Annotated in this window: 25 protein-coding genes and 1 pseudogene; 14 read left to right on the top strand and 12 right to left on the bottom strand. The window is 66.7% G+C overall.

Features of this window, described 5'->3' with window-relative positions; translation table 11 throughout:
- From J2X34_RS12750 to J2X34_RS12720, 7 genes and pseudogenes are all read left to right on the top strand, one after another.
- Positions 1-97, top strand: a pseudogene (locus J2X34_RS12750) (enoyl-CoA hydratase); the annotation flags it as partial.
- A gap of 74 nt (positions 98-171) precedes the next feature.
- Positions 172-1,365 (top strand): thiolase family protein, encoded by a 1,194-nt coding sequence (locus J2X34_RS12745; RefSeq protein WP_429517568.1) that lies wholly within the window; start codon positions 172-174, stop codon positions 1,363-1,365.
- A gap of 83 nt (positions 1,366-1,448) precedes the next feature.
- Entirely contained in the window at positions 1,449-2,606 is a 1,158-nt protein-coding gene (locus tag J2X34_RS12740) for an acyl-CoA dehydrogenase family protein (protein WP_429517566.1), read from the top strand.
- A 99-nt stretch (positions 2,607-2,705) separates the two neighbouring features.
- Positions 2,706-3,002, top strand: coding sequence for a putative quinol monooxygenase (locus J2X34_RS12735; protein WP_429517564.1), 297 nt, complete (start codon positions 2,706-2,708; stop codon positions 3,000-3,002).
- Between the two features lie 427 nt (positions 3,003-3,429).
- Complete coding sequence (locus tag J2X34_RS12730; protein ID WP_429517562.1) at positions 3,430-3,603, top strand: hypothetical protein; 174 nt, start codon at positions 3,430-3,432, stop codon at positions 3,601-3,603.
- Positions 3,604-3,673: 70 nt separating this feature from the next.
- Positions 3,674-4,318: a TetR/AcrR family transcriptional regulator gene (locus tag J2X34_RS12725; protein WP_174907279.1), complete on the top strand. Its 645-nt coding sequence runs from the start codon at positions 3,674-3,676 to the stop codon at positions 4,316-4,318.
- Between the two features lie 146 nt (positions 4,319-4,464).
- A complete protein-coding gene (locus J2X34_RS12720; RefSeq protein WP_429517559.1) occupies positions 4,465-4,758 on the top strand; it encodes a flavin reductase family protein in 294 nt (97 codons plus the stop codon).
- 328 nt (positions 4,759-5,086) lie between these two features.
- Here the strand turns inward: J2X34_RS12720 and J2X34_RS12715 are convergent, their stop codons facing one another.
- Positions 5,087-5,260: a hypothetical protein gene (locus J2X34_RS12715; RefSeq protein ID WP_429517557.1), complete on the bottom strand. Its 174-nt coding sequence runs from the start codon at positions 5,258-5,260 to the stop codon at positions 5,087-5,089.
- A gap of 861 nt (positions 5,261-6,121) precedes the next feature.
- On the opposite strand from J2X34_RS12715, the gene J2X34_RS12710 reads away from it, so the two are divergent.
- Positions 6,122-7,423 (top strand): MFS transporter, encoded by a 1,302-nt coding sequence (locus tag J2X34_RS12710; RefSeq protein WP_429517555.1) that lies wholly within the window; start codon positions 6,122-6,124, stop codon positions 7,421-7,423.
- Positions 7,424-7,575: 152 nt separating this feature from the next.
- On the opposite strand, the gene J2X34_RS12705 is transcribed toward J2X34_RS12710, so the two are convergent.
- Complete coding sequence (locus J2X34_RS12705) at positions 7,576-9,174, bottom strand: acyl-CoA synthetase (RefSeq protein ID WP_174907272.1); 1,599 nt, start codon at positions 9,172-9,174, stop codon at positions 7,576-7,578.
- A 183-nt stretch (positions 9,175-9,357) separates the two neighbouring features.
- Here J2X34_RS12705 and J2X34_RS12700 point away from each other — a divergent pair, with 183 nt between their 5' ends.
- From J2X34_RS12700 to J2X34_RS12685, 4 genes are all read left to right on the top strand, one after another.
- Positions 9,358-10,008, top strand: coding sequence for a TetR family transcriptional regulator (locus J2X34_RS12700; protein ID WP_429517553.1), 651 nt, complete (start codon positions 9,358-9,360; stop codon positions 10,006-10,008).
- Between the two features lie 83 nt (positions 10,009-10,091).
- Complete coding sequence (locus J2X34_RS12695) at positions 10,092-10,991, top strand: ABC transporter ATP-binding protein (protein WP_174907269.1); 900 nt, start codon at positions 10,092-10,094, stop codon at positions 10,989-10,991.
- Complete coding sequence (locus J2X34_RS12690) at positions 10,988-12,622, top strand: ABC transporter permease (protein ID WP_429517550.1); 1,635 nt, start codon at positions 10,988-10,990, stop codon at positions 12,620-12,622. Before J2X34_RS12695 ends, J2X34_RS12690 begins: the two co-directional genes overlap by 4 nt.
- A 96-nt stretch (positions 12,623-12,718) precedes the next feature.
- Positions 12,719-14,569 carry an AMP-dependent synthetase/ligase gene (locus J2X34_RS12685; RefSeq protein ID WP_429517547.1) on the top strand — a complete coding sequence of 617 codons (1,851 nt, stop codon included), beginning with the start codon at positions 12,719-12,721 and terminating at the stop codon, positions 14,567-14,569.
- 9 nt (positions 14,570-14,578) lie between these two features.
- Here the strand turns inward: J2X34_RS12685 and J2X34_RS12680 are convergent, their stop codons facing one another.
- Positions 14,579-14,851 carry a TIM barrel protein gene (locus tag J2X34_RS12680; protein WP_429517545.1) on the bottom strand — a complete coding sequence of 91 codons (273 nt, stop codon included), beginning with the start codon at positions 14,849-14,851 and terminating at the stop codon, positions 14,579-14,581.
- Positions 14,852-15,158: 307 nt separating this feature from the next.
- Here J2X34_RS12680 and J2X34_RS12675 point away from each other — a divergent pair, with 307 nt between their 5' ends.
- The gene (locus tag J2X34_RS12675) at positions 15,159-15,539 is read left to right on the top strand and encodes a DUF5313 family protein (RefSeq protein WP_114720494.1); all 381 of its coding nucleotides are present in this window, start codon (positions 15,159-15,161) and stop codon (positions 15,537-15,539) included.
- A 62-nt stretch (positions 15,540-15,601) separates the two neighbouring features.
- On the top strand, positions 15,602-16,078 hold the full coding sequence (gene rraA, locus J2X34_RS12670; protein ID WP_429517543.1) for a ribonuclease E activity regulator RraA: 477 nt from the start codon (positions 15,602-15,604) through the stop codon (positions 16,076-16,078).
- 5 nt (positions 16,079-16,083) lie between these two features.
- Here rraA and J2X34_RS12665 read toward each other — a convergent pair whose 3' ends face one another.
- The 9 genes from J2X34_RS12665 to J2X34_RS12625 form a co-directional block, all read right to left on the bottom strand.
- Positions 16,084-17,385 carry an alpha/beta hydrolase family protein gene (locus J2X34_RS12665; RefSeq protein WP_429517539.1) on the bottom strand — a complete coding sequence of 434 codons (1,302 nt, stop codon included), beginning with the start codon at positions 17,383-17,385 and terminating at the stop codon, positions 16,084-16,086.
- Positions 17,386-17,533: 148 nt separating this feature from the next.
- Positions 17,534-19,039 carry a flavin-containing monooxygenase gene (locus tag J2X34_RS12660; RefSeq protein WP_254622704.1) on the bottom strand — a complete coding sequence of 502 codons (1,506 nt, stop codon included), beginning with the start codon at positions 19,037-19,039 and terminating at the stop codon, positions 17,534-17,536.
- 55 nt (positions 19,040-19,094) lie between these two features.
- Positions 19,095-19,952 carry an alpha/beta fold hydrolase gene (locus J2X34_RS12655; protein WP_429517537.1) on the bottom strand — a complete coding sequence of 286 codons (858 nt, stop codon included), beginning with the start codon at positions 19,950-19,952 and terminating at the stop codon, positions 19,095-19,097.
- 2 nt (positions 19,953-19,954) lie between these two features.
- On the bottom strand, positions 19,955-20,716 hold the full coding sequence (locus J2X34_RS12650; protein ID WP_174907257.1) for an aspartate/glutamate racemase family protein: 762 nt from the start codon (positions 20,714-20,716) through the stop codon (positions 19,955-19,957).
- On the bottom strand, positions 20,713-22,047 hold the full coding sequence (locus J2X34_RS12645; protein ID WP_429517535.1) for an acetylornithine deacetylase: 1,335 nt from the start codon (positions 22,045-22,047) through the stop codon (positions 20,713-20,715). The genes J2X34_RS12650 and J2X34_RS12645 overlap by 4 nt, the downstream gene beginning before the upstream one ends.
- On the bottom strand, positions 22,040-23,371 hold the full coding sequence (locus tag J2X34_RS12640) for an amidase (protein WP_429517533.1): 1,332 nt from the start codon (positions 23,369-23,371) through the stop codon (positions 22,040-22,042). The genes J2X34_RS12645 and J2X34_RS12640 overlap by 8 nt, the downstream gene beginning before the upstream one ends.
- Positions 23,368-24,246, bottom strand: a complete 879-nt coding sequence (locus tag J2X34_RS12635; RefSeq protein WP_429517531.1) for a VOC family protein — start codon at positions 24,244-24,246, stop codon at positions 23,368-23,370. Before J2X34_RS12635 ends, J2X34_RS12640 begins: the two co-directional genes overlap by 4 nt.
- A 53-nt stretch (positions 24,247-24,299) precedes the next feature.
- Positions 24,300-25,328 carry an FAD-binding oxidoreductase gene (locus tag J2X34_RS12630; RefSeq protein WP_429517529.1) on the bottom strand — a complete coding sequence of 343 codons (1,029 nt, stop codon included), beginning with the start codon at positions 25,326-25,328 and terminating at the stop codon, positions 24,300-24,302.
- A 41-nt stretch (positions 25,329-25,369) separates the two neighbouring features.
- A complete protein-coding gene (locus tag J2X34_RS12625) occupies positions 25,370-26,563 on the bottom strand; it encodes a Rieske 2Fe-2S domain-containing protein (RefSeq protein ID WP_114720388.1) in 1,194 nt (397 codons plus the stop codon).
- Between the last annotated feature and the right edge of the window lie 239 nt (positions 26,564-26,802).

Here is a 26,802-nt window from a genome sequence, read left to right as displayed (position 1 = left end):
CGCCAAGGCCATGGAAATCGTGTTCACCAGCGCGGACGCGCAGGAAGGACCGACCGCGTTCGCCGAGAAGCGCCCGCCGGTCTGGCAGGGCCGCTAACCATTCACCGACACGACCCGGCACCGCATCCAAGTGCTCTGGCCGGGTCGCGACACATTCGAAAAGGAACACCCATGACCAACGCTGTCATCGTCGACGCGGTCCGCCTCGCCTCCGGCAAGGGCAAGCCCGGCGGCGCCCTCGCCGGCACCCACCCCGTCGAACTCCTCGCTCAGGTCCTGCGCTCGATCGTCGACCGCAATGACCTCGACCCCGCCCTGGTCGACGACGTGATCGGCGGCTGCGTCCAGCAGGTCGGCGAACAGGCACTCAACATCGCCCGCACCGCCCTGCTCTCCGCCGGGTTCCCCGAAACGGTGCCCGCCACCACCATCGACCGCCAGTGCGGATCGAGCCAGCAGGCCGCGCACTTCGCCGCCCAGGGCGTCATCGCCGGCGCCTACGACATCGTCATCGCCTGCGGCGTCGAATCGATGAGCCGCATCCCCATGGGAACCTCCCCCATCGGCCAGGACACCGCCGGCCCGGGCATCGCCGCCCGGTACCCGGAAGGGCTGATCCACCAGGGCATTTCGGCCGAACTGATCGCCGCGAAGTGGAAGCTCGACCGCGAGACCCTCGACGCGTACTCCGCCGAATCCCATCGCCGCGCCGCGGCCGCGGCCGCCGCCGGGTTCTTCGACGCCGAGATCGTCCCCATCGACGTGCACAACGCCGCTGGCGACACCGTCTCCCACACCGTCGACGAGACCGTGCGCGCCTCCACCACCGCCGACGGACTGGGGGCCCTGAAGTCCGCGTTCCGCAGCGACGAGTTCTCGCAGCGCTTCCCCGAAGCGCAGTGGCACATCACTCCCGGCAACTCCTCGCCGTTCACCGACGGCGCCTCCGCCGTGCTGATCATGAGCGAGGAGATGGCATCCAAGCTGGGCCTGACCCCGCGCGCCCGGTTCCACTCGTTCTCCGTCGCCGGCGACGACCCGATGTTCATGCTCACCGCCCCGATCCCCGCCACCCACAAGGTCCTCGCCAAGTCGGGCCTGAGCATCGACGACATCGACGCCTACGAGGTCAACGAGGCCTTCGCCCCCGTCCCGCTGACGTGGGCACACGAATTCGGCGCCGACCCCGCCAAGCTCAACCCCCGCGGCGGCGCCATCGCCCTCGGCCACGCCCTCGGCTCCTCCGGCACCCGCCTGCTCACCACCCTCGTCAACCACCTCGAAGCCACCGGCGGACGCTACGGCCTGCAGACCATGTGCGAAGGCGCCGGCATGGCCAACGCCACCATCATCGAACGCCTCTGACACACAGAACAACTCACCTGCGCACTCGGGCACACCCGGGTGTGCAGGTGTCTGTCCGCCCATGAACCCGCCAAGGAGACGGAATGCAGCGTAGACACTTCGAGGCCGACCACCAGGCTTACCGCGAATCGGTCCGCGAGTTTCTCGCTCGCGAGATCGAGCCACACTACGAACGCTGGGAGACCGACAAGCTGATCGATCGTTCTGCGTGGACCGCGGCGGGCAGGTCCGGAATGGTCGGCCTCGGCGTTCCCGAAGAGTTCGGTGGGTCGGGTGTCACCGACTACCGATTCCGACACGTCGTTGCGGAGGAGATCGCCCGGACGGCGGTCACCTCGTTCGGCTCCGGCCTGAGTGTTCACGACGACATCGTGATCCCCTACATCGTGCATCTCGGTACCGAGGAGCAGAAGCGGCGATGGCTGCCGGGCATGGCCGCCGGTGACCTGATCGGCGCGATCGCGATGACCGAGCCGGGGGCAGGCAGCGACCTGCAGGGTGTCAAGACCAGCGCGGTGCGGGATGGCGACGAATGGGTGATCAACGGACAGAAGACGTTCATCACCAACGGAATCCACGCCGATATCGTGATCGTGGTGTGCCGCACCGACCCCGAGGCAGGGTCCCGGGGCTTCTCACTGATCGTCGTCGAACGTGATGCTCCCGGTTTCAGCCGCGGACGAAAGCTCCACAAGGTCGGGCTGGCCGCACAGGACACCGCCGAGTTGGTGTTCGAGGACGTGCGCGTCCCCGCCGACAACCTGCTGGGCACCGAGGGGCGGGGTTTCATCCACCTGATGGAGAACCTACCGCTCGAGCGGATCTCCATCGCGGTGAACGCGATCGCAGCGGCGCGGGCAGCATACGAGTGGACGAAGTCGTATGTCTTCGAACGCAAGGCCTTCGGACGGCCGATCGGCGATCTGCAGAACACCCGCTTCGCCCTGGCCGAGATGCGCACCGAAATCGAGGTCACCGAGTCGCACATCGACCGTTGCGTTCTCGCACTCGGCCACGGCGAGCTCACTGCCGTCGACGCGTCGATGAGCAAGTGGTGGGCGACCGAACTCCAGACCCGCGTAGTCGACCGCTGCGTACAGCTTCACGGCGGTTACGGCTACATGATGGAGTATCCGATCGGACGCGCCTATGTCGACTCGAGAATCCAGACCATCTACGGCGGTACCACCGAGATCATGAAGGAGATCGTCGGACGGGACATCGCCTCCGAGTTCCGGTGACACGGACGCCCCGAACCGATCGACGAGGTCCTAGAGCAGTCGGACCGACCTGTCTGCGAATCGCAGACACATCATTCGCCCCACTACCGAGGAGTTGACATGGAATTGATCGCAGTACTGGAGTTGACCTTCAAGCCGGAATCCCTGGACAAGGCGCGCGAGGTGATGACACGGGTACTCGGCGAGACTCGTGGATTCCCCGGCTGCGTGAGTGTGAAGTCGGTTATCGACGGTAGAGATCCCAATACCTGGCGTTTCGTCGAGACCTGGGAATCAGCCGAGCACGATGCCGCGTATCGCAAGTTCCGGGCCGGCGAGGGGGCCATCACCGATCTCGGTCCGCTCCTCGCCGCTTCGCCGTCACTCGTGACGGGAACTGTCGACCCGCTCATGTGAGCGAACAGACCTGAACCGGCCTCTCTCCGTCGCCTCGCCGTCGGGCGGTAGCGCAGCGCCGCTGTCGCCTCAGCGGTACCCGATGTGGGCACGGATGGCTCCGTCAGCTCGGAGCCATCCGTGCCCACACGTGTATTCCGACATCGCCTCCAAGCCGACCCGCCAGCCCTCCCCGACTCCGTCCGCGCCGGCAAGTAGCGTGACCGCAGCGGCGGATGTCCAGGCGGGCTCACCTTCGCGCTCGCCGCCCCACCGCGGCTCCGAGAGCCCTTCCAACACCCGCGATTCCGACGGCGGCCGCAGCGCGCATCCTCTTTACTTCAAAACTCGAGTGGTGCCGATACATTCGAAGACTTCCCGCAACGACTCCTCGGGGGTCCGGGTGCTACGTCCACGTCGCAGAGGACGGCGAGACTGCGCGGGAACGGTGGCGGCCGACCTGACCGGGTATGTCAGCCCTGCAGAGGCCAAGGACCGGATGCACGAGGTGAAGACAGTGGTCGACCCGGACATTCACCTCGCGGTGTTCGACGTCGATGCACTCCCGCACGACCTTCTCGTCGACACCATGGGCATGTTCCCGGCCGAAGTGATGCCTTAGCGCTGAGCGCACCGCTCCGTCGCGATCGATACGATTTGTGCCAGCAAGACTCGAACTGGAGGAGAGCCGCGTGGCGCAGACGAACCGAACCGACCGCCAACGCATCGGGGCCAAGGGGCGGCAGACCGAGCAGACGATCAAGGATGCTGCACGCAAGGTCTTCGCGCGCGATGGCTACCTCAATGCCAGGATCACCGACATCGCTGACGAGGCCGGGAAGTCTCCGGCCGCGCTGTACAACTACTTCGACAACAAGCGCGAGATCCTCGAAGTGTTGTTGCAGGACTTCATGGATCTTGTTGTCGACCCGAGCGACGACGCCACACCCGTCAGCAGGTACACCAGGGCTACCCTCAGATCGGATGTCGCCGGCTTCTGGCGTGCATACACAGAATTCCTGCCCGAGTTGGTCGGCGTCCATCACGCGGCGGCAGTGGATTCCGAGTTCGTGCAGGTATGGATGAGTATGCGCGAAGTGGGTGTGCGGAAGATCGCTCGACTCGTCTCGGCGATGCAGGCCAAAGGCTCTGTGGACCAGGATCTGGACCCCTACGTCGCCGCTTCCGCGCTCTCGTCGATGCTCGAGCACAGCTGCTACTTGTGGCTCGGGATGAGCGCACAGGGATCCGGACGGCCGGCTTCCGACGACCAAGCGATCGACACCATCAGTTATCTGTGGTCGCGGTCCCTCGGGATCGGTGACGAAGTGCTCTGATACCGACCCGATACCGGCCCTCCAACTATGCGAACAGCGACGCCCCCTGGGGACCTCGGGGGCCTTCCGGGCGCGCGGCGGTTCCCGGCGGGCGTCGCACGTCGCAATCAATCACATTTCAATCAGTTTCTGCCAGAAGTATTTTCATGACGCAGACTCGAGATTCGTCGATCACCCCTGAGATAAGCACCGACCCTGTTGTTCGGGACGGAGGTCGCGCCTTGCGGGATGATCTCGGGCACTTCACGTCGGGTGTGCTGATCGTGACAGGTGCCGGCGGCGGGCAACCGGTGAGCCTCACCTGTCAGTCGTTCTCATCCCTTTCGATCAATCCCCCGATCGTAATGTTCTGCCCCTCGAAGGCATCGACGAGCCAGCAGCAGATCAGGACATCTGGTGCCTGCCGCATCAATGCGCTCGCGGGAGCCAGCTCGAGCTGAGTAACCTCATCGCGCAACGGCGCGATGACCAATTCGGCGATGTCTTCTAGCGCACAGGAAGAACAGGGTCACCACTGATCGAGGGCTCCCTCGCGCATATCGAGTGCATTATCGATTCGGTTGTCCCGGGCAGGGACCGCAACATCGTCCCGGGCCTGGTCATGGAAGCCGCCTGGCAGCCGTCGGGTCGCCCGCCGGTATACAACCGCGGCCGGTACAAGCCCCTGACCGATCGTTGTTTGCGCTCGAAAGAAACTCTTACGCAATTCGTTTCGCTCAATGCTCGACCCGACCAGGACCTTCGATATCCGACGCGGCAGGTTCCGCCTCACACTCGGGAGGACCCGTCGAGATCACCGACGTACGGCACGAACTGCACGCGCAGCGCCTTCTTGTCGATCTTGCCCACTGACGCCTTGGGGATCACCGTGGCCTCCGCAACTGCTGGACGGCGCGACCGCACCGGGACGACGGGCCATCGTCGGCGCACGCGCCGGGTCACGACACCAGCGCATTGTGAGAATCCATCTCTGTCAAACAGAAACGAATGGACTAAGAAGGCGCTGTACAGGCACTATATTGACTTACCGATCGATAGATCGGTCTTGACATCAGCGGCGTCGCAGCGGTTCAATCAGTCCTGGCTCATACCCGGTGAGTCAGGTCACACACTCGAAGGGATGTTCAGCCGATGCTGAGGAAGCCCGAACCGACTCAGACAATCCACATGGCGACCGGGCATGCCTTCGGCCCACCCGGCGACGACCGAACTGACGCGCAGCCGGCACGCGCATGCGGGACGCGCATGCGGCACGCAGTCCACACTCGAGGAGTGCTGTGACCGCCGCACTCAGAGTGTGCGGCATAGCGGGCAGTCTGCGTCGCCGACGTCATCACCGACTGCGTCAAGCAACGATTCCCCCTGAGCTAGGCACCCCGGTATCGCCGACCACCGCCGCGAACACTGCGATTCCGGCTTGCTCTAAGACTTCAGCCCTGCAACTCGATAACGTTGCGCATCAACCGATTCCGTAGAGCGAAGCTCATGACGGGGAATCGGTGGTCTTGCACTCCATCAACAGCCGGACGTCTGTACACCTTCAGCCCAGTCCCGATAGGACGCCATCACATCCACCCGAATCAATTGTTTGTTCGATAGGACACTCATCGCTATTGTCTGTGATGCGGGACTCCCCGCATCGCCTCTTCCACTCGCACCCGGGCACAACCACGCACCTTCGGAGCGGTCGACTGCCGCCCATACCCGAGTGGATCACTCTCTTGCGCAACGTAATAACAAATCATCCACATCCAGAGCTTCAGCCCACGAGGGTCGAGAGCATCAGCCCGAAGGAATGACTGAATGACCGCAGAGCAGACTGCTGTTCCGATAGTCGCCCAAAGCCGACCCGACAACCGGCGCCGCGCCTGGAGCATGACGGGCCTCGTCGTGTTTCTCTACATCATCAACTATGCCGACAAAGCCGTCCTGGGCATCATCGCCCAGCCGATGGCCCGTGAACTGGGCCTCACCTCCGCCCAGATCGGCATGGTCGGCTCGCTGTTCTTCCTCACCTTCACGATCGGCGGCTTCTTCGCTGGTCCCTTGAACAAGTACCTGACGCTGCGCTGGGCGCTGCTCATCCTCGCCGCAGCATGGTCGGTGGTGATGCTGCCGCTGCTGATCTCGGCATCCCTGGTGACCCTCATCGTGGGTCGGATGCTCTTGGGACTCGCCGAAGGTCCGAGTTCTGCGCTCATGCACACTGCGACCTACTCCTGGCATCCACCGAACAAGCGTGGCCTGCCGGGCGCCTTCCTCATGGCATCGGGATCCATCGCGAAGATCCTGCTCGCCCCGGTCCTCACGTTCATCACCATCAACTACGGCTGGAAAACCACCGTCGCAGTCTTGACCGTCCTCGGCGTCACATGGATAGTGTGCTGGCTCATCGGTTGGACCGAGGGCCCCTACACGGGGAAGGCACCGAAGGCCGAGGCCGGCGATGCTGACGACGCCGTGGCGAGCGTTCCGTGGCGGAAGATCCTCCTCTCCCGTACATTCGTCAGTTGCGGCGCGCTCACGATCGTCGTCTACGGCCTGTCTACTGTGGTATTGACCTGGCTCCCTTCATACTTCGAACGTGGCCTCGGGTACAGCGCGCTGCAGGCCGGATCGATGCTCGCGATACCCGCCATCGTCACACTCATCCTGTTGATCACCTCGGGATTCGTGACAGACCGACTGATGGGACGTGGCGCGAGCTCCCGCACGGTACGGATCATCGTTCCGTGCATCGGCGTGCTGGTCTGCGGGATTGTTCTGGCGGCGCTGCCCCTCGTCGACGTACCGATGCTGGCGGTTATTGCGTTGTCGATCGGCTACGGTGCCGCCAGCATGGCGTTTCCTCTCATCAACGCAGCCATCTCGGAGCTGTGCCCACCTCAGCAGACGGCCGGCACCATGGGCGCCTTCCTCGCGACCATGGCCATCGGTGGGCTCATTGCGCCGTATGCGACGGGCGTGATCATCGACAACGCCGCCACCCCGACGGCCGGCTACACCCTGGTGTTTCAGGTGATCGGCATCCTCGCCGCCATCGCTGCGGTCGCGGCACTGCTGCTCGCGAATCCGGACCGCGACCGCCGCGCCATCCTGGGCTGATCGTCACCCGTCTGTTGATCCAGAACCTCTCGCCGACGGAGTTCGCGGTCGACATCTCGACTCTGCCGCCGTGAGCGGATCGGCACATGCGTGGGGCCGGCAGTCGTACGACTGCCGGCCCCACGCATGTGCGGCGGATAATCCCGGCAGACCTAGCCCGCCGTGACGACCTCGCGCGCCCAGCGGTAGTCGGCCTTGCCACTGGGCGACCGCCGGATCGACGGAACCACCACCACGGCACGCGGAATCTTGTAGCCCGCAACGTGAACGCGGCAGTGTTCGGCGATCTGGCCGGGATCGGCGTCGTCGAAGCCGGGCCGCAACTGCACCACCGCTGCGACTCGCTCCCCGTACCGGACGTCGGGGGCACCGGCCACCAGCGCATCCATCACGGCGGGGTGGGTCTTGAGTGCCTGCTCCACCTCTTCGGGGTACACCTTCTCGCCGCCGGTGTTGATGCACGTGGATCCCCGACCGAGCAGCAGGATGGTGCCGTCCTCCTCCATCCGACCCATATCGCCCAGGATCGCCATCCGCACGCCGTCGACCACCGGGAACGTGGCGGCCGTCTTCGCCTCGTCCTTGTAGTACTCGAGCGGCACGTGTCCCCTGCGCGCGATGAAGCCCACGTCGTCGGAGCCCGGCGACATCGGCCGGAACTTCTCGTCGACGAGGATCATGTTGGGGTTGGAGCGGATTCGCTTCGTGCCGTCCTCGCCGAACTCGACGATGCCGTCGTGGCCGGTCTCGGACGCGCCGAAGGCGTCCTTGATCGTCAGGCCCGGGATCATCTCGCGCAGTTCGTCCTTGAGCTTCGGGGAGAACAGCGCACCGCCCGAGCCCATCATCTTCAACGAACTCAGGTCGTGGCCCGCCCCGTGTTCGCGGATGGCGTCGGCGATCGGGCGCGCGATGGCGTCGCCGACGACCGTGATGCCCGCGAGCTGCTCGGCCTCGACCAGACGCGGCACGTCGGCCGGGTCGAACGTACGGGTGAGGACGCGCCGCTCACCCATGAGGAAGGCGATGAGGAGCGAATAGATGGCCGCCCCGTGCATCAGCGGCGGAATCAACAGGTACGCAGAGGGTTCGGTGTTGGCTGTGGCGCCGGCCACCACCTCCTCGAGCGAACGTCGGGGGGCGCCGCCGACGTTCCCACCACACAGCGCCGCGAAGTAGAAGTCCTCGTGCCGCCACACCACGCCCTTCGGCATCCCCGTGGTGCCGCCCGTGTAGATCACGAAGTGGTCGTCCGAACTGCGCGGTCCGAAGCCGCGGGTGTCGGGCTGCGCGGCGAGGGCGTCCTCGTAGTCGACCACCGTCACGGACTCGAAACCGGCCGGCAGCCCGTCGTGCTCGCCGACCACGACGACGTGCCCGATGCCCGGGCACTGCGGCAGAGCCACGCCCGCGGTCGCGAGGTACTCGTTCTCGACGATGAGCGCGACACTGTCGGAGTTGCTGTACAGGTACACCAGCTCGGCGTCGGTGTACCGGAAGTTGACGTTGATCGGCACCGCGCGGATCTTCATGCAGGCCAGCAGGGCCTCCACGTATTCCATCCGGTTCCGCATATGGACCGCCACGTGCTGCCCGGGCTGCACTCCCACCGACTCGAGGTGGTGCGCGAGCCGGTTGGCCCGGCGGTCGAGCTCGGCGTAGGTCCGGCGTTCGTCCCCACACACCACCGGCACCCGGTCCGGAATCGCATCCGCGACCGCTTCGTACAGGTCGGCGATGTTCAGCGTCACGTAAGTCCATCCTCACTTCAGCAGGCCCGGATCGCGGGTCAATTGTTCGCGAAGCTAACACAATCGGGTGTTTGTTGGGACCAAAATCGTTGTGCCGGTTTCCCGTCAAGATCCCGTCAGGAACGCGGCCGTCCCCTTGCGGGGGTTGAACAGGCGAGTAAGACTTTGAACATGTGTTCAGCCATGGCTGTTCCGTCCGACCGGGACCTCAACACCCGCGCCCGGATCCGCGATGCCGCGATCCGCGTGTTCGGTGAACAGGGGTTCGACGCCGGGATCCGCGCCGTCGCGACCGCGGCGGGGGTCTCGCCCGGCCTGGTGAACCACCATTTCGGCTCCAAACAGGGCCTACGGGCGGTGTGCGACGAGGAGGTCCTCGGCATCATCATCGCCGAGAAGACGGATGTGCTGACGGCGTCCAGTCCGGCGCGCATGCTCTCCTCGTTGTCGGAGCTCGAGCGGTACGCGCCCCTGGTGGCGTACCTCGTACGCAGCTTCCAGGCCGGGGGGCGGCTCGCGACGTCACTGTTCGAGCACATGGTTGCGGGCGTCGAGGCGTACCTCGAGGCGGCGGTCGCCGAGGGGCGGGTGCGCGCAAGTCGCGACCCGACCGCACGCGCGCGCTACCTCACCATGAACAGTCTCGGGTCGACCCTGCTCTACCTGCAGATGCGGTCCGACGATGACCGGTCCACGGACTACGCCCGCGCGATCCGCGACATGACGGACGAGATCATGCTGCCGGGCCTCGAGGTCTACACCGAGGGACTGTTCGTCGATTCGTCGATGCTCGACGCCTACACCGGCGTCCACCCCGACCCCGACCCGGGCTGAAGGGACCCCTCGTGCGCCCGCAGCGCGTAAAGGGACCCTTCAGCCGATCCGTTGCCCCACATTCCGTCTCCCGAGGAGAAGGCATGACCAACATCATCGAAATCGACAAGCTCGTGAAGACGTTCGGCGCCACCCGCGCCCTCGACGGGTTCGATCTCACGGTCAGCGAGGGCGAGGTGCACGGTTTCCTCGGCCCCAACGGCGCCGGGAAGTCCACCACCATCCGGGTTCTCCTCGGACTCCTCCGCGCCGACGGCGGGACGACGAGACTGCTGGGCCGCGACCCGTGGCGGGACGCGGTGGAACTGCACCGCGAGATCGCCTACGTACCCGGCGATGTCACGCTCTGGCCGTCGTTGACGGGCGGCGAGATCATCGACCTGCTCGCGCGGATGCGCGGTGGCCTCGACACCGCACGCCGGGCCGACCTGATCGAACGGTTCGACCTGGACCCGCGGAAGAAGGCGCGCACCTACTCCAAGGGCAACCGGCAGAAGGTCGCCGTGATCTCGGCGTTCTCGTCACACGCCCGGCTGCTGCTGCTGGACGAGCCCACGTCGGGCCTGGATCCGTTGATGGAGAAGATCTTCCGTGACTGCATCGCCGAGGCAGGCGCGCGCGGCGTGACCGTACTGTTGTCGAGCCACATCCTGTCGGAGGTGGAGGCGCTGTGCCAGAAGGTCACCATCATCCGGTCCGGCAGGACGGTCGAGAGCGGCACGATCGACTCGATGCGTCATCTCAGCCGCACGTCGATCACCGCCGAACTCACCGCCGATCCGGGCGACCTGGCCGCCATTCCCGGGGTCGCGGACATTCGATTCGACGGCCGCACCCTGCACTGTCAGGTGGATGCGGACGCCCTGGGGACGCTGATTCGCACGCTCGGCGACATCGGGGTGCGGAGTCTGGTCAGCACGCCCCCGACGCTCGAGGAACTGTTCCTGCGGCACTACGAGCTGACGGAGGAGGTGCGGGTATGACCACCACCGCCGCACCGGTCGCGTCGGTCCGGACGGATCGACGGTCGCCCGCCCATTTTGCCGGGACCGGCGCACTGCTACGCCTGTGCCTGCGACGTGACCGGCTGATCCTGCCGGCGTGGTCGATCACGATCGGTCTGCTGCCGATCGTGTACGGCAAGGCCATCGCCGGGCTGTACACCACCGACGCCGCCCGCACCGCGTTCGCGGAGTCGACCGCGGCCCTGAAGTCCGAAATCGCTTTGGTAGGACCGATCTTCGGCTCGAGCGTGGGGGCCCTGACCACGTGGCGTGCCGGTTACCTGTTCACGTTCCTGGCCGTCGCCGTGATCCTCACCGTCGTCCGGCACACCCGCACGGAGGAAGAGACCGGCCGTACCGAACTACTCGACTCCACGTCCGTCGGCCGGTACGCGGGCCTCACCGCCGCGCTGCTCGTCGCGGGGATCGGCGCCACGATCAGCGCGCTCGTCGGCACCCTCGGTCTGATCGGTATCGGTACCAGCGCAACGGGTTCCATCGCATTCGGCGCCGCGGTGCTCGGCGCCGGTGCGGTGTTCGCCGGCGTCGCCGGTGTGGCCGCCCAGGTGAGCACCGGGGCACGGCTCGCGCGCGGCATCGCCTTCGCCGTCCTCGCGCTCGCCTTCCTGCTCCGCGCGGTGGGCGACGCTACCTCCGGGACGCTGTCGTGGCTGTCCCCCATCGGCTGGGCCCAGCAGGTGCGGCCGTACGCCGACGAACGCTGGTGGGTGCTGCTGCTACCGGCGGTCACGACCGTCGTACTCGTCGCCGTCGCGTACCGCCTCCTGTCCCGACGCGACCTCGGCGCCGGTCTGATCGCCGAACGGCCCGGGCCCGCGGCATCGCCGCCGTCGCTGGCCGGCCCCGTCGGGCTCGCGTGGCGCACGCAGCGCGGGTCGATGATCGCCTGGACGGTGGGCCTGACCGTGTTCGCACTCGTGATCGGCGGCGCCGCACACGGTGTCAGCGATCAGCTGGGCGACAGCGAGCTCATCACCCAGGTCCTGGCGCGGCTCGGTGGGCCGTCGGCGCTCGAGGACTCGTTCATCGCGATGGCCTTCACGATCCTGGGGCTGGTGTCCAGCGCCTACACCGTCTCCGCGACACTGCAACTGCACGACGAGGAGGAGTCGGGCCGGGCAGAGTCGATCCTCGCCGCGTCGATCGGGCGGGACCGGTGGGCGATGAGCCACATCCTGTTCGCGCTGATCGGCCCCGCCGTCGCGCTCACCGTCGCCGGACTGGCGGCCGGGTTCGCGTACGGCGCGTCGGTGGACGACATCGGTGGCGAGGTTCCCCGGATCCTGGGCGCCGCTCTGGTGCAGCTGCCCGCCGTCTGGCTGGTCACCGGCATCACCGTCGCACTGTTCGGGGTGCTGCCGCGCTTCGCACCCGCGGCCTGGGCGGTGTTCGGGACGTTGATGGCGCTGTACGTGTTCGGGATGGTCGCCGATCTGCCGCAGCCCCTGCTCGACGTCGTCCCGTTCACCCACCTCCCCAAGCTGCCCGGCGGCGAGTTCCAGGCCGCCCCGATCGTCTGGTTGCTGCTGATCGCCGCGGCACTCCTGTTCGCCGGACTGGCCGCGTTGCGCCGCCGGGACCTCCGCTGATCAATCCCTGAACGGGAATGCACGGCGCACTTTCGAGACCGAACCGTGCCGTGAATTCCCGTTCAGGGGTTCGCGGGGGGTTTCTAGACTCGGGTTATGACAGCTTCGCGCGCGTCAGACGAGGTCGTGGACTGGTCCAAGATCGAGGAGCGGGCGCCGTCGGTCGCCCGGATGTTCATCGATCGGGTGGCCGCATCCCCGCAGGCGGAGGCCTTCCGATTCCCCGGTCCGGGCGGTGCGGGCTGGACGAGCGTGACGTGGGCCGACGTCGGCAAGCGGGTGCGCGCGCTGGCGGCCGGGCTGATCGCGCTGGGCGTCGAGTCGGAGCAGCGCGTCGCGTTGGCGTCGATGACCCGGTACGAGTGGGTGCTCGCCGACCTGGCGGTGATGTGCGCGGGCGCCGCGACCACCACCGTGTACCCGACGACCACGGCGTCCGACGTCGCCTTCATCATCGCGAACTCGGGCAGCCGGGTCGTGGTCGCCGAGGACGAGGCCCAGCTCGCGAAGCTGCGCGAGCACCGCGCCGAGATCCCCGACGTGCAGCGCGTGGTGCTCGTCGACGGCACCGCACCCGCGGACGACGAGTGGGTGGTCGGGTTCGACGACCTCGCCGCCCTCGGCGAGCGCCTGCTGGCCGAGCGGCCCGACGCCGTCGACGAGCGGATCGCCGGGATCTCGCCGGACAGCCTCGCGACACTGATCTACACCTCCGGCACCACCGGTCGACCGAAGGGCGTGCGGTTGCCGCACTCGGCGTGGACGTACGAGGCCGCCGCGATCGACGCGGTCGGGATCCTCGACGCCGACGACCTGCAGTACCTGTGGCTGCCGCTGTCGCACGTGTTCGGCAAGATCCTGCTGACGCTGCCGCTGCAGATCGGATTCGCGACCGCCGTGGACGGACACGTCGACAAGATCGTCGACAACCTCGCCGTGGTCCGGCCGACGTTCATGGGCGCCGCGCCACGCATCTTCGAGAAGGCGTACGCGCGCATCGTCGGCACGGTGAAAGCCGAAGGCGGCGTGAAGGAGAAGATCTTCGACTGGGCGATCGGCGTGGGGTTGGCGATGTCGAAGACACGGCAGGCCGGCAGGACACCGTCGACGATGCAGAAGGCGCAGTACGCCCTCGCCGACCGGCTGGTGTTCCAGAAGATCCGGGACCGGTTCGGCGGACGCTTGAAGTTCTTCATCTCCGGCTCGGCGGCGCTGGATCACGATGTGGCGCAATGGTTCGACGCCGTCGGCATCGTCGTCCTCGAGGGCTACGGGCTGTCCGAGACCAGTGCCGCGTCGCTCGTGGCCCGGCCGACGGCGTACCGGTTCGGCACGGTGGGTTGGCCCATCCCGGGCACCGACGTGCAGATCGCGGAGGACGGCGAGATCCTGATCAAGGGTCCGGGAGTGATGAGCGGCTACCACGACAATCCGGACGCCACGGCCGAGTCCCTCAGCAGCGACGGATGGTTCCACACCGGTGATATCGGCACGATCGACGCCGACGGGTTCCTGCGGATCACCGACCGCAAGAAGGACATGTTCAAGACGTCCAACGGCAAGTACGTCGCACCGTCCGCGATCGCGGCCACGTTCAAGGGCATCTGCCCGTACGTCGGGGAGATCATCGTGCACGGGGAGGGCAAGTCGTACTGTGTCGCGCTGATCAGCCTCGACGGCGAGGCGATCGCCGAATGGGCCCAGGAGAACGGCATGGGCGATCGGCCGATGCGCGAGGTCGCCGCGGCGGCACCGACCATCGCGATGATGAGTGCCTACATCGACCAACTCAACACCGGGCTCAACCGGTGGGAGCAGATCAAGCGGTTCACCATCCTCGAACGCGAACTGACCATCGAGAACGGCGAGATCACGCCCAGCATGAAGCTCAAGCGCAAGAAGGTCGTCGACAACTTCGCCGACCGGATCACCGACCTGTACGCCTGAGCCCGTCGATCAGATCCCGGCCGGAACGGGGACGTGCGTTCGGATCCAGTCCAACCCGCGCCCCAGCGCCGACTCCGGGCCCTCGTCGTCGATCGCCGGACCCAGCAGCTCGAGATCCACCAGCCCCGCGTAACCCAACTCGCGCACCTCCCGCACCAGCCGATCCAGCGGGATGTGCCCGTCGCCGGGCACCCAGCGGTTCGGCACCGACGTGACCTCGACCCGGTGGTCGCCGAGCTGGACGAGGTGAATCGCATCGAGGTTGTCGGCGAGGGTCCGCATCAGACCCCGTTCCTGCCAGGCCGAGTGGAGCCGTGTCCCAGCCCTGGGCGCCCAGGGTGGCGGCCAGGACGCCGAAACGCCGGGCGCCGATCCGATCGAGCATCGCGAGCGAATCGCCGAGTGGCCACCCGGCCGTCGCGGCGAGGCAGACGCTCAGTGCGGGCCCACCGGCAGTCGTCGTGTGGTCCACGTATTCTCCTGTTGCCGTGCAGATGTCGAGTTCATCGTCTGCCCGTTCGCGACGGTAGCAAATGTTCGGTACGAGACCTAGGTTCGTTCCCGTTGCGGGCCGCTCTAGTCTGGACCCATGTCCGCACCACAGCGCCCCACGTTCGGGCAGTACGTCGGGTACCTCTTCGGCCGGACGCTGCCCGACGAGTACCAGGACTGGGTGCGCCAGGACCTGGTCGGTCCGGGCGCGTCGGTGCGCTACCTCATCCGGTTCACGCTGCCGATCCTGCCGATCCTCGCGCTGTTCCTGCTGATCCCCGGCCCCGTGTGGGTGCCGCTGGCGATGATGGCGCTGCTGTTCCTGCCGCTGGTCTACTTCGCGATCGCATTGATGCAGGTGTACCGCCGGCATCGCCTGCACAGCCACGGCCTGGACCCCGAGCTGGTCGCCGAGAAGGCGCAGCGTCGCGCCGACCGGGTCCGTGACGACTACGAGCGCCGCCACGGGCGCGGCTGACCTCCACAAGCTACCGACCGGTCAATTATGGTGGACGCGCGAACCGACGAAGGGAAGAAACCATGAGTGAGCAGGTAGCGACCGCCGATCTGGCCGACGAGATCGGACCGGACATTCGCAGCTGCGACACCCAGTTCATCCAGTTCGGTGCCCGGGCCGCGTTCTCCGGCCCGATCACCACCATCAAGTGCTTCCAGGACAACCTGCTGGTGAAGCAGACCCTGAGCGAGCCCAGCAACGGCGGCGTCCTGGTGGTCGACGGCGACGCGAGCGTGCACACCGCCCTCGTCGGCGACATCATCGCCGGGCGCGGCGTCTCCAACGGCTGGGCCGGCGTCATCGTCAACGGCGCAGTCCGCGACTCCGCGATCCTGCGCACCCTCGACATCGGCATCAAGGCCCTCGGCACCAATCCGCGCAAGAGCACCCAGACCGGCTCCGGCGAGAAGAACGTTCCCGTCTCCTTCGGCGGCGTCACCTTCAACCCGGGCGAGACGGTCTACAGCGACGACGACGGCGTCGTCGTCGTCGTCCGGTAAGTCCGTCAGACGCGTCGCAGGTGGCCGGCCGTCCAGGCGGCCACCAGCGACAGCACCTCGGGATCCACCGGTTGCCGCACCAGTTTCCGGTAGACCCGCAGCGACGGCGGCGCCGGATCGCGGCGCAGCAGGTGGGTCAGGTCCGGCATCCGGACGGTGTCGACCCCGTCCGGTACGAGCGCCGCTATCGACGCCAGATCGTCGGGATCCACCTGCAAGTCCTTCGCGCCGGTGATCGCGAGCACCGGCGAATGATTCTTCTGCAGTAGCGGTTTCGGATCGAAGTCGAGGAACTCCCGGAACCAGCGGGCATTGACCTTGCGGCCACCCATCCGCGCGACGTCGCCGGTCGATCGATACAGCTTGTCGAGTGCCTTGCGCTGTCTGGCCTTCACATCCACCCGCAGCACGCGCAGGATCGCACGGGTAGGAACGGGCAACCCGTCGACGGCCTTCCCCGACTGCCAGAGCAGCACTTCCCGGCCGGTCACCGCCGGTCCGGCGAGCAACACCACCGCCGACGGATCCACCGTCCGGTCCGCACCGAGCGCCATCGCCAGGCACGCACCCTCGCTGTGGCCGATCACCCCGACCGCGTCGCGCGCGAAACCCGCTGAGCTGCGCAGCCATTCGATCGCCGCCGCCGCGTCGGCAAGGTTGTCGGTCAACCCCGTCGCATAGTAGTCGCCACCCGACTTCGCGACACCGCGCTTGTCGTAGCGCAGCGACGCGATCCCGTTGCGGGCCAATGCTTCCGCAAGCGCCCGGCTGACACCGATCGGAAGCTTCGCATGGTCGCCGTCGCGGTTCATCTCACCCGAGCCGGTGAGGATCAACGCCACCGGTCCGGCCTCGGCGCCCGCGGGGACGGTGAGGGTGCCGGCGAGGCGAGTGCCGTCCGACGACGCGAACGCCACGTCCCGCTCGGCCGTCCCCGGCCGGTCGGCGTCGGCGGCGGCGCGGATCCGCGCCACGACATCCGCCGCGTCGGCCGCGGTCACGATCAGTTCGTCGAACTCCGCGCCCGCCGCACGGCCGACGGTGCGCACGCGCACGGCCGGCACGCCGGCACGCGCGGCAACGTAGGTGCGCACTCCCCCACCCCGCCAGGTCCCGATGCGCAGGCGTCGTGGAACACCGAGGCCCGACGCTCGCATGCCGCGGATGTTGGCGAACGCATCGGCGACCACGTCGGCTTCGCGGATCTGCTCGACGGGAACGGTGACATCACCGTGCACTCCGGCGATCCGTTCGAGACGCGACAGCCTCAGGACAATCCGGTCATCCTGCACACTGAACTCGGCCACGGCAGCACCTCCTCGCACGAGTATCCCGCGCGGCGCAGGCTTCGCGGGCTGGATCATCGCCACTGACCGGGCAGAACGGTCGACCGGGCCACGAGATGTAGCGGGCGCAGGGGGCGCGACGACAGTCGAGGCCCCCTGCATCCGCCTTCTAGCTACGAGACGACGCCGCGGTGATGCCGTGGCGCCGCAGCAGCACGCGGGTCGACCGCCGGTAGGACGCCGGGCGCGCCGGCAGGAACCACTGCGCCAGCCGCGTCAGGGGTCCCACATTCGCGTCGATCTCGTCGAGCACCTCGTCGACCTGCCGCAACGAGAACGGGATGATGTTCGTTCCGCGAGCCGGTTTACCCTCGCTGCGCTCGACCATCCAGTCCAGCCGAGTGCGGACCAAGGCACGCCGGTCCTCGAGTGACGGCAACCGGGCACCACCGAGCATGTGATCGGCCGTCCAGAGCGCGGCGGCCTCGGCACTGAGTGGACTGAACAGCGACGAGCCGTAGCCGACGAAGTAGAGATTGGGGACGTCGAGCGGCAGGATCTGCCGGTAGAGCTGGAAGTTACCCACGTCGTCGGTGAGCCGTGACTGAAGCTCATCGGTCAGGAAGGGCACCCGCTGCTCGAATCCGGTGGCGCATACGATGACGTCCGCGGGCACCACTGCGCCGTCGCCAAGTTCGGCGACCGGCTTGCCGTCCTTCTCGTGCAGCGAGGAGATGACCGCTCCTCGCCGTACTCCGATCGTGCCGTCGGCCACCTTCTCGTAGAACTGTTCCGTCGCGAGGCTCACCGCGTGCCGCACGATCCGCTCGAACGACCCCTCGGGAACCAATCCGACGCGATCGAGAAGGAGTTGCCGCTGTGTGATCGCCTGGACGGCGCCGAGCAGACCGTTGCGGAGAAACCTGCCCGGGCCGGTGAGAAACCGGCCGAATCCGCGCTGCTCGATGTGCTCGAACATCCCCTCACTGAGTCGAGTGAGGAGGATGTACTTGTAGTTCAGCACATTTCCCAGCTTTCGGGGCATCTTCCACGTGACCTCGCGGGCCACCACCGTCATGGAGGACGTGACCTCGCTCAGGGCCTCCGCGACGTCACACGCGGACTTTCCGTACCCCACGACCAGGACATCCTTGCCGGCCGCGTCCTCGAGACGGTGGAAGTCGGAGGCGGCACACAGCCGGCCGCCTGCCCGCTCGTACTCCGCCGCACCGGAATACGGGGGAACGAACGGATCACAGAAGATGCCGTTCGCGATCACGAGTCGGTCGTACTGCTGCTCCACTGTTCGGCCGCTCTCGACCTCACGGGTCGTCACCGACCAGTTCCCGGAGCCCTCGTCCTGAGTCGCCGACGTCACCTCTGTGCCCAGGCGCAGGTGCGGGCGCAACCCGAAGCTCTCGGCGTATCCGGCCAGATACCTTTGCACCTGCTCCCCCGTCGGCCACTCGGGGTAGTCCCGCGGCATCGGGTAGTCGGAGAAGGCATAGGTGCCCTTGTTGTTCTGGGTCGTCACCCCCGGATATCGACGCGTCACACTCCACACGCCGCCGACGTCCGGGGTCCGGTCGAACACGGTGACGTCGAACCCGAACTGTTTCAGCACCTTCGCCGAGGACAGGCCGGCGACGCCGGCTCCGATGATCGCGACCCTCACCGGACCACACCACCCGCGACGACTACCGGCCGCGGGCAATCGGCTCGACGCGGACTCACGCCGACGCCTCCTCACGCCCGAGCGACTCACCGAGGAACTGGCCCACCAGCTGCTGGAACCGGGACGCATGCTCGATCTGGGTCCAGTGACCACACTTTCCGAACACGTGCAGCTGCGCGTTGGGGATCGTTTCGAACATGTGCCGCGACGCCTCCACCGGAACCACTCGGTCCTCGCGGCCGTGGAGGATCAGCACCTCGTGCTCGATCTTCGCCAGGTCGGCGTCGGGCACGATCTGCGCATCGAGCCACCGCTGCCGCGGCGGCGGGAACACCTTCTCGAACGCCTCCTGCGCCCCCGGACGCAACGTCGCCCGGTACCGCAGCTCGGCGAGCTCGGCGGTCACGAGCGACCGGTCGTACGCCATGATGTCCATGATCTTCTTCATGTTCGCGACCGACGGGGTATAGCCCCACAGCGCGTCGAGTTCCGGCGTGAAGTCGAACTGCACACCGCCGGCGCCCATAAGCACGATGCGATCGAGACGGTCCGGATATCGCGTCGCAAGGTGCAGCGCCAGGCCGCCACCGAACGAGTTCCCCACCACGTGCACCTTCGGGATGTCCAGCGCGTCGAGCAGGGCCAGGATCTGATCGATCCAGGTGTCGAAGATCTCGAACTGTGCCGGTTCGGGCAGCGACGTGTAGCCGAAGCCGACGAGGTCGGGGGCGATCACTCGAAAGTTCTGTGCCAGAACGGGAATCAGCCCACGCCAGTTCGCCCAGGCCGAGACTCCGGCGCCGGACCCGTGCAGCAGGAGTACCGGGGCGCCGGTACCGACGTCGTGGTAGTTCGTGTCGAAGGATCCGGTGCGCAGGCGCTGTCCGATCTCCGGATTGGATTCAGTCGTCATTGTCAGTCCTTGCTCGGGAAGACGGAGGCCACTGCCGACAGGAGATCGTCCTGCAGTCGCTCCGGGGACGGGTAGGCGCGCTTGCTGTGCGCGAGGCCGGTCTGCACCAGCAGCTCGCACAGCTTGTACGCGACGACTCCGGGGTTGAGGACGGGCACATCGAGCACAGACGAGAGATACGCATGACTCTGGTGCATCGTGGTCGAACCCAGGATGATGACGTCAGCACCGTCCTCTTCGACGGCGGCACGCGCCTCCCGCTCGACGGCGGCGAACACGAACTCCTCCTTGCCGGCCAGCAGCTCCGCCGCGTCGGGCCGGACACCGATGTCACGCACTGACGCCAGGCGTCCGGTCAGCCCGTTCTCGCGGGCGGCTTTGTGGTAGAGCTCGTGCCACTGCGGCCACATCGTCACGACCGAGAAACGCTTGCCCAGTAGACATGCGAGCAGCATGGTGGCCTGGCTCGGGGCGACGACCGGGATCGTCAACCGCGAGCGAAGTGCGGCGAGCGCCGAGTCGCTCATCGAGTTCACGCACACCGCGGCGTAGCCCTGTTCCTCGGCGCGGCACCCCGCGTCGAGCACGAAGGCATCGGCCAATGTCGTCTCGTACGCGCTGTCGAGCGTGCCACCGCCCGCGCGTGCCGACACGAACACGTTCTCGAAGTCGGGGTGGACCAAGTCGGCGGAGAGCTGGGAGGCGAAGGCGTCCAAGGATTCCGGTGGGACCGGAACCGGAACGATGTTGAGTACACGCTTCACAGGTCGAGTTCCTCTCTGGTACGGGTGAGGGTGTCGACGACGGCGTACGCGACAGCACGCGTCGCCATCATGACGTCGGTGACCGAGGCGACGCCCATGCCACCGAGCCCCTCATTGAGTTCTGCCGGCGCGGCGGCCGGCGGCCATGGGTAACCAATTCGGGCACAGGGAATTCCGAGTCTACGAATGAGCGTTCCGTCGGTCTGGCCGCCGAGCAGGGGCGTCGTCTCGTACGGTGTGCCCTCGACTTCCTCCCAACCGCGGCGGCACGACTGGACGATCCAGTTGTCCGGGTCTGTCATGCCGCCGGGCAGCGAACCGTACATCTCCCAGTCCATGTCGACCCCGGGGTGCCGGCGGCCGATGTCGGCGATCATCTGCGCGAACTGGTGGCGGACGTCGCCCGGGGTCACCCGCGGGTTGACCCGGAGGTCGAGGTAGATCTCCGTCGTGGCCGACGGGAACGCCGGCTTGTCCGGGCTCCCCGACCGCACCGCGGAGATCCAGCCCTCCGGGATGGTGGAGCCTGAGGTGTTGCGTGCGGTGTACTCGGGCAGCCACGCCTCGATCTCCTGGATCACCGTCGCCGCTGGAACGATCGACGAACGGAAACCCTCGGTGCCCCTGGATATTCCCGCGTACCCGTACGTGCCCCGCACGGACACCTTGAACCAGCACATTCCCGGTTCCTCGGGGTAGACCGCCCACCACGGCTTGAGCACGACGGCGTGGTCGGGCACCATGCCGTGCGTGAGCATGTGAAACACGCCGCTGCTCATCCCGACGTGGTCACGACCACTCATCGTCACGGGCATGCCACCGCCCGCGAATCCGATCGCGAGGTCGCCGACCAGAGGAAGATCCGCGTCGACGACGGCGTGCATCACTTCGGTAAGACCGGCGACCATGCACTTCGGATTGGAGGCGCCGAGCCCGACGACCAGATCACCGTCCACCTTGGCTTCGGGAATCATGTCGGGGCGCAACGACTTTCCTACCCACGGCACATCCGAATCGGGATCGATGTGGGTGTCGATGGGCGCGTACAACAGGAGCCGGCTGCCGCCACCGGTGCCGTGCAATCCCCCGACCGCGTTCCCGGTGTGCTCGGAGATCGGCTGGTACCGAGCGTCGATGCCGACCCGATCCCGCAGGTGGGTAGCCATGAACTCGGACGCGGCCCGCTCGCGGCCCGTCGGACTGTGGATGCCGATCAGGTCGACGAGCAGGTCGCGGAAGCGATCCGCGTCCAGCTTCGCGCACACGGCCTCGTACATCTCGCGACGAGTGTCGTCGAGCGGTAGTGGCGTGGTGGTCGATACGTCAGTCACCGTTCGTCTCCTCCTCCGATACACCGGGCCGCCATGCCAGGCCCACACGATCCGTAAGACAGGTCGCCACCCGCACCAGCGCCTGGTCGGCATGCGCTGGTGCCACGAGCTGGATACCGAGCGGCAGGCCGTGCACGCCGCGTCCGGCGGGAAGCCCGACGGCGGGACATCCGCTGACGCTCGCCAGCTTGTTGAAAACGGGGTCACCCGTTCCGTCGGCGATCGCCGGCGCCTCGCCGGGTGCGGCCAACGTCACCAGCAGGTCCACCTCATCGAACGCGCGATCCACGAAGGAACGCGTTCGCCTCAGAACTGTTCGCGCATACTGGATCTCACTCGCAGGGGCCTGCCGTCCGGCCTGCAGGAACCTGTGTAACTGGTCGCTTATCCGGTCAGGGTGCGACCGGTGGATGCGCCCGGCGAGGGCGGCGGAGGCCTCGGCAGCCATGAGCAGCGTGTGTGCCTCGTCGAGTGCGATCAGGTCACTCGGGACCTCCACATCGACGACGTCCGCGACCACGTCGCGCAGACGGGAGACAAACTCCTCGAGCAGCGCGGCGGCCGCCGGCGTCGCACGGTCCGCCCACGGCGGACGCAGCACACCGACCCGCAACTCCCGTATCGGCGCCAGCACCGTGACCGCCGGCGTCTCTGATCCGTCGGTGGCGAGGGATTCATCGACCGCCCCCAACCACGCAGGATGACGCGCGAACGCCCCGACCGTGTCGAAGGTGAGCGCGACGGGAAGAACGCCGTCGAACGGCCAGCGCCCGTATGTGGGTTTGAGGGTGAACACGCCACAGAACGACCCCGGCCGGAGTACCGACCCGGCGGTCTGGGTGCCCAGCGCCAACGGCACCTGACCGTCCGCGACTGCAGCGGCCGAACCGCTCGACGATCCGCCGGGCGTATGTCCCTGCCCGTGGGGATTGCGGGTGTCCGTCGGCCGGTAGGTGGCGAACTCGGTAGTGGTCGTCTTGCCGAGGACCACCCCGCCGTCACGGCGGAGTCGACGGACCACCTCCGCGTCCCGCTCCGGCCGCCACCCCGCCCACAACTCGGAGCCGTAACCGGTGGGCTGATCGCCGGTCTCGATGATGTCCTTGAGACCGAACGGGATACCGTGCAACGCCGAGCGACGCGGCTCGGCATCGCGCAGCGCGGCCTGCTCCATTGCGAGATCGGGATCGAGGTGGGCCCACGCCTTGATCGCGCTGTCGCGCTGTTCGATTCGTTCCAGACAGCCCTCGACCGCGGAGACACTGACGTTCTCGTCGGTCAGGATGTCCGAGAAGGGGGAAGCGACGCCGGACAACGTGGTCACCCCGCCTTCTGCGGTTCGTGACCCCACCGGGAAGGCGAGCGGAAGGTCTTGACCTCCCACTCGTCCGAGTCGACGAGGTCGCCGCCGTACCCGATCTCGATCGCGAATCCGGAGGGCGTGCGCAGGTAGAAGGACGTCACACCGTCATTGGTGTGACGGCCGAATGTCATCTGCAGGTCGATGCAGGCCTCGTTGATGAGGTCGTACGCACGGCCGACGTCGTCGATCGATTCCACCTCCAGCATCAGGTGGTTGAAGTCCCCACCCTTGAAGCTGAAGCACTCGTTCATCAGCGCCAGGCTGTGGTGACGCGGATTGCAGTGCAGGAAGGTCGCATCCGCGCCGTCCCACACGATGTAGTCCGTCAACCGGAATCCGAGGACGCGGGTGTAGAAGTCGACGGCCGCCGGGTAGTCCTTGCACATGAGGACGACATGGCCGAGACCGAGCTCGCCGGTCACGAAGCCACTGATGACACCGCCCTGAGCGAGCGGGAGGTGATCGACGGTCGGGCCGAAGCGGACCTCGTTCGGAAATCCGTCGCCATCGACGAACCGGAAGGACGCCAGCGTCATTCGCTCCTCCGGCGGGCCAGCGGGGACCCATTCGACGGCAATACCCTCGGCCGTCACACGGTCCGCGATGGCCTGGAGTTCTTCGAGGCTGTCCACGTCCCACGTGATGGTCCGGATCCGGTCCTCGGTCGCGGGGTACAGCGCTATTCGATGATGGTGGTCGTCGATTCGGATCAACAGCGGGTCCTGATCGGATGCGCGAGGTCGGGCGTGGAGCCCCAGGAGGTCGACCAGTACGTGGCGCCAAGCCTCGAGGTCCGTGACGTCGACGCTCAGAGCGCCCAGACGGGAAATACTCATCTCTTGCCTCTGTTCGGAAGTCGAACCGCGGCGCGGCGCAGTCCGATCGCGATCTAGCTGGGGAGGAACTGCTCGGCGTGGATTCGCTCTGCCGGCATTCCTAGTTCGAGCAGGCGTACCTCGGCTGCCTGGAGCATCGCCGGGGGGCCGCACAGGTATGCGGAGGTCTGCGGATGCGCGACGTCCTCGGGGGTCAGGACGCTGACGGGATTGCCCGTCAGTACATCGGGGACGGGTGCGAGTTCGTTGCCGGGTTCGTCGACGACGACTCGGACCCCCAGATTGCGCATGAAGCTCCGGCGCGCATCGAGTTCGTCGAGGTGGAACAGATCGGCCGCGCGGGTGCACCCGAAGACGAGCCGAATCGGGAAGTCGGTGCGTGCAGTCTGCAGCGTCTCGAGCATCGAGAGCATCGGGGCCAGGCCGGTGCCGCCGGCGATCATCAGGCTCGGTCCCGGATCGTCCGCCAGCCCGAATCCCCCGATCGGCCCTTCCAGGTCGATCTGGTCGCCGACCGCTGCGGCGGTGCGCAGGTAGTCCGACATCGCACCGGACGGGAGCACTCGAATCGTGAAGGCCAACTTCTTGCGCTCACGCTCGCCGGACGCCATCGAGTAGGAGCGCCACTCGTCGGTGCCGGGAACGCGCATCCGCACGTACTGACCGGCCCGGAACGAGAAGCGCACCGACTTGGGAAGTTTGAGCTGCAGCTCCACCACCGACTCACCGAGCCAGGTGACCGCACCGACCTTCGCGGCGGTGACGATCACCGGGTACTCGTCCAGCATCGCTGCCGGATAGTCGAGTTCCACCTCGGACTCCGCGAAGGCGTGAGACTGACACAGCAGGCGGTGGCCGGCGGCCATCTCGTCCTGCCGCAGCGAGTACACCCGCCCCTCGGGCATCACGAGGTCACCACACGCGACCCGACCGACGCAGGTTCCGCACGTGCCGATCGTGCACTGACTGACCAGTCGGACACCGGCCGCGTTCGCTGCTTCGAGAATGGTGGTACCGGCCGGCACCGAAATGGTCTTGGTTCCGTCCGTGAACTTCAGGTGGACGTTGTTCTCAGTGGTCACTGCGCACTCCGGAATTGCGTCGGTCGGGGCGATCGACATGGTCAGTCCTCGTCCTGGAAGGGCGATTCGAAGAAGCCGCGCGGGTGACGCGCCGCCATCTTTCGCCAAGCGATGATGGAATAGTCCATGTCGCAGAGCATTTCGTTGTTCCAACCGTCGAAACGTGTGTAGTGCTCCTCGGTGGCCTCACGGGCGAAGACGTCGCTGTTGTTGAAGCCCTCGAGTGCCAGCGGCAGCATGAAGTTGTCGTACTTGAAGTTGAACTCGGCGATGTCCTCGTCGGTGGTGGCGCGAGTGGCGATGATCTCCCAGTACTCGTGGTGATGATCGTCGATCGGCACGTAGAACTCGTACTGGACGACGTCGGTGATGGGCCAGTGCTCCACCATGAGGACGCCCGGAACCCAGAGCGAGGTACGGAAGTAGTGCGGCACCGTACCGCGCGCCTTCATGTTGACCTTGGGGTTGTCCAGCACAGGCTGGTACAGGTCCGGACGGTCGTACCGGTTCATCACACCCTTCGGCCCGTCCGGAATGTCGATCTCCTCGGTCGCGGAGTCGGTCAGCGCGTTGACACCCAACGGCAGCGCACGGTCGAGCGCGACCAGGATCTGGTTGTCCCAGTGCACGAGGAGGTGGCCCGGGTCGAGACCGTTCTCCGCGGCGAGACGCCAGTTGCCGACGAGCTTGCGGTGGATACCCCGGATGACGATTCCCTCGTCCAGCAGGTGCGGAACCGGAGTGTCGTTGGGGTCGTTGGTGACTCGGGCCGGTAGATCGCTGCTGAGCGGCGGCGGGGTTCCGTAGTCCTCGTCCCCGACGAACACGTAGATGATCCCGTTGACCTCTTCGACGGGATACGTGCGGATGCCGGCGTTGCCGATCAGCGAGTCGTCGGGATTGCCGACGATCGTGGTGAGGCTGCCGTCCTCGAGACCGTAGGTGAAGCCGTGGTACCAGCACGTGATGGTGCCCTCCGACAAGCACATCGGCTTGGCGGACAGCTTCACACCACGATGGATGCAACGATCCGAGACCGCGTAGGCCTTGCCGGCGGACCGGCGCACGGCGATGTCGTTGCCGCCGATCGTGACGCCCTTGACGGTGCCGTCCTCGAGCTCGTCGGACAACAGCGCGGGATACCAGTGGTTGGAGTAGCCCCAATCGGCTTTGACGTAGGGCGCGTACTGCCGGGTGACGCCGGCGGACGAGCCGCTGTGGGACGAAGCAGTCATCGAAGAGACCTCCGTGTGCTCTGGATGGATTGGCTGATCAGTTGCCTGGATGTGCCAGCTGTGCGATGGCCCGGGCTGGGGGCCGCAAGTGCTGTAGAAGTCGAAACACCTCTGGTGTTGCGAGTCACAGTATCAGTTATCCGTGGATCGTCAATAGATTTTTTATGGATCATCTACGAATTAGTGCAATGCTTGCCCCTGTTACCGTTGCAACGCAGCGCGAATCACTCATCCGCTGC

Source organism: Rhodococcus sp. BE178 (assembly GCF_050433545.1).
Taxonomy (GTDB): Bacteria; Actinomycetota; Actinomycetes; order Mycobacteriales; family Mycobacteriaceae; genus Prescottella.
This window is presented reverse-complemented; position numbering and strand designations above follow the sequence as displayed.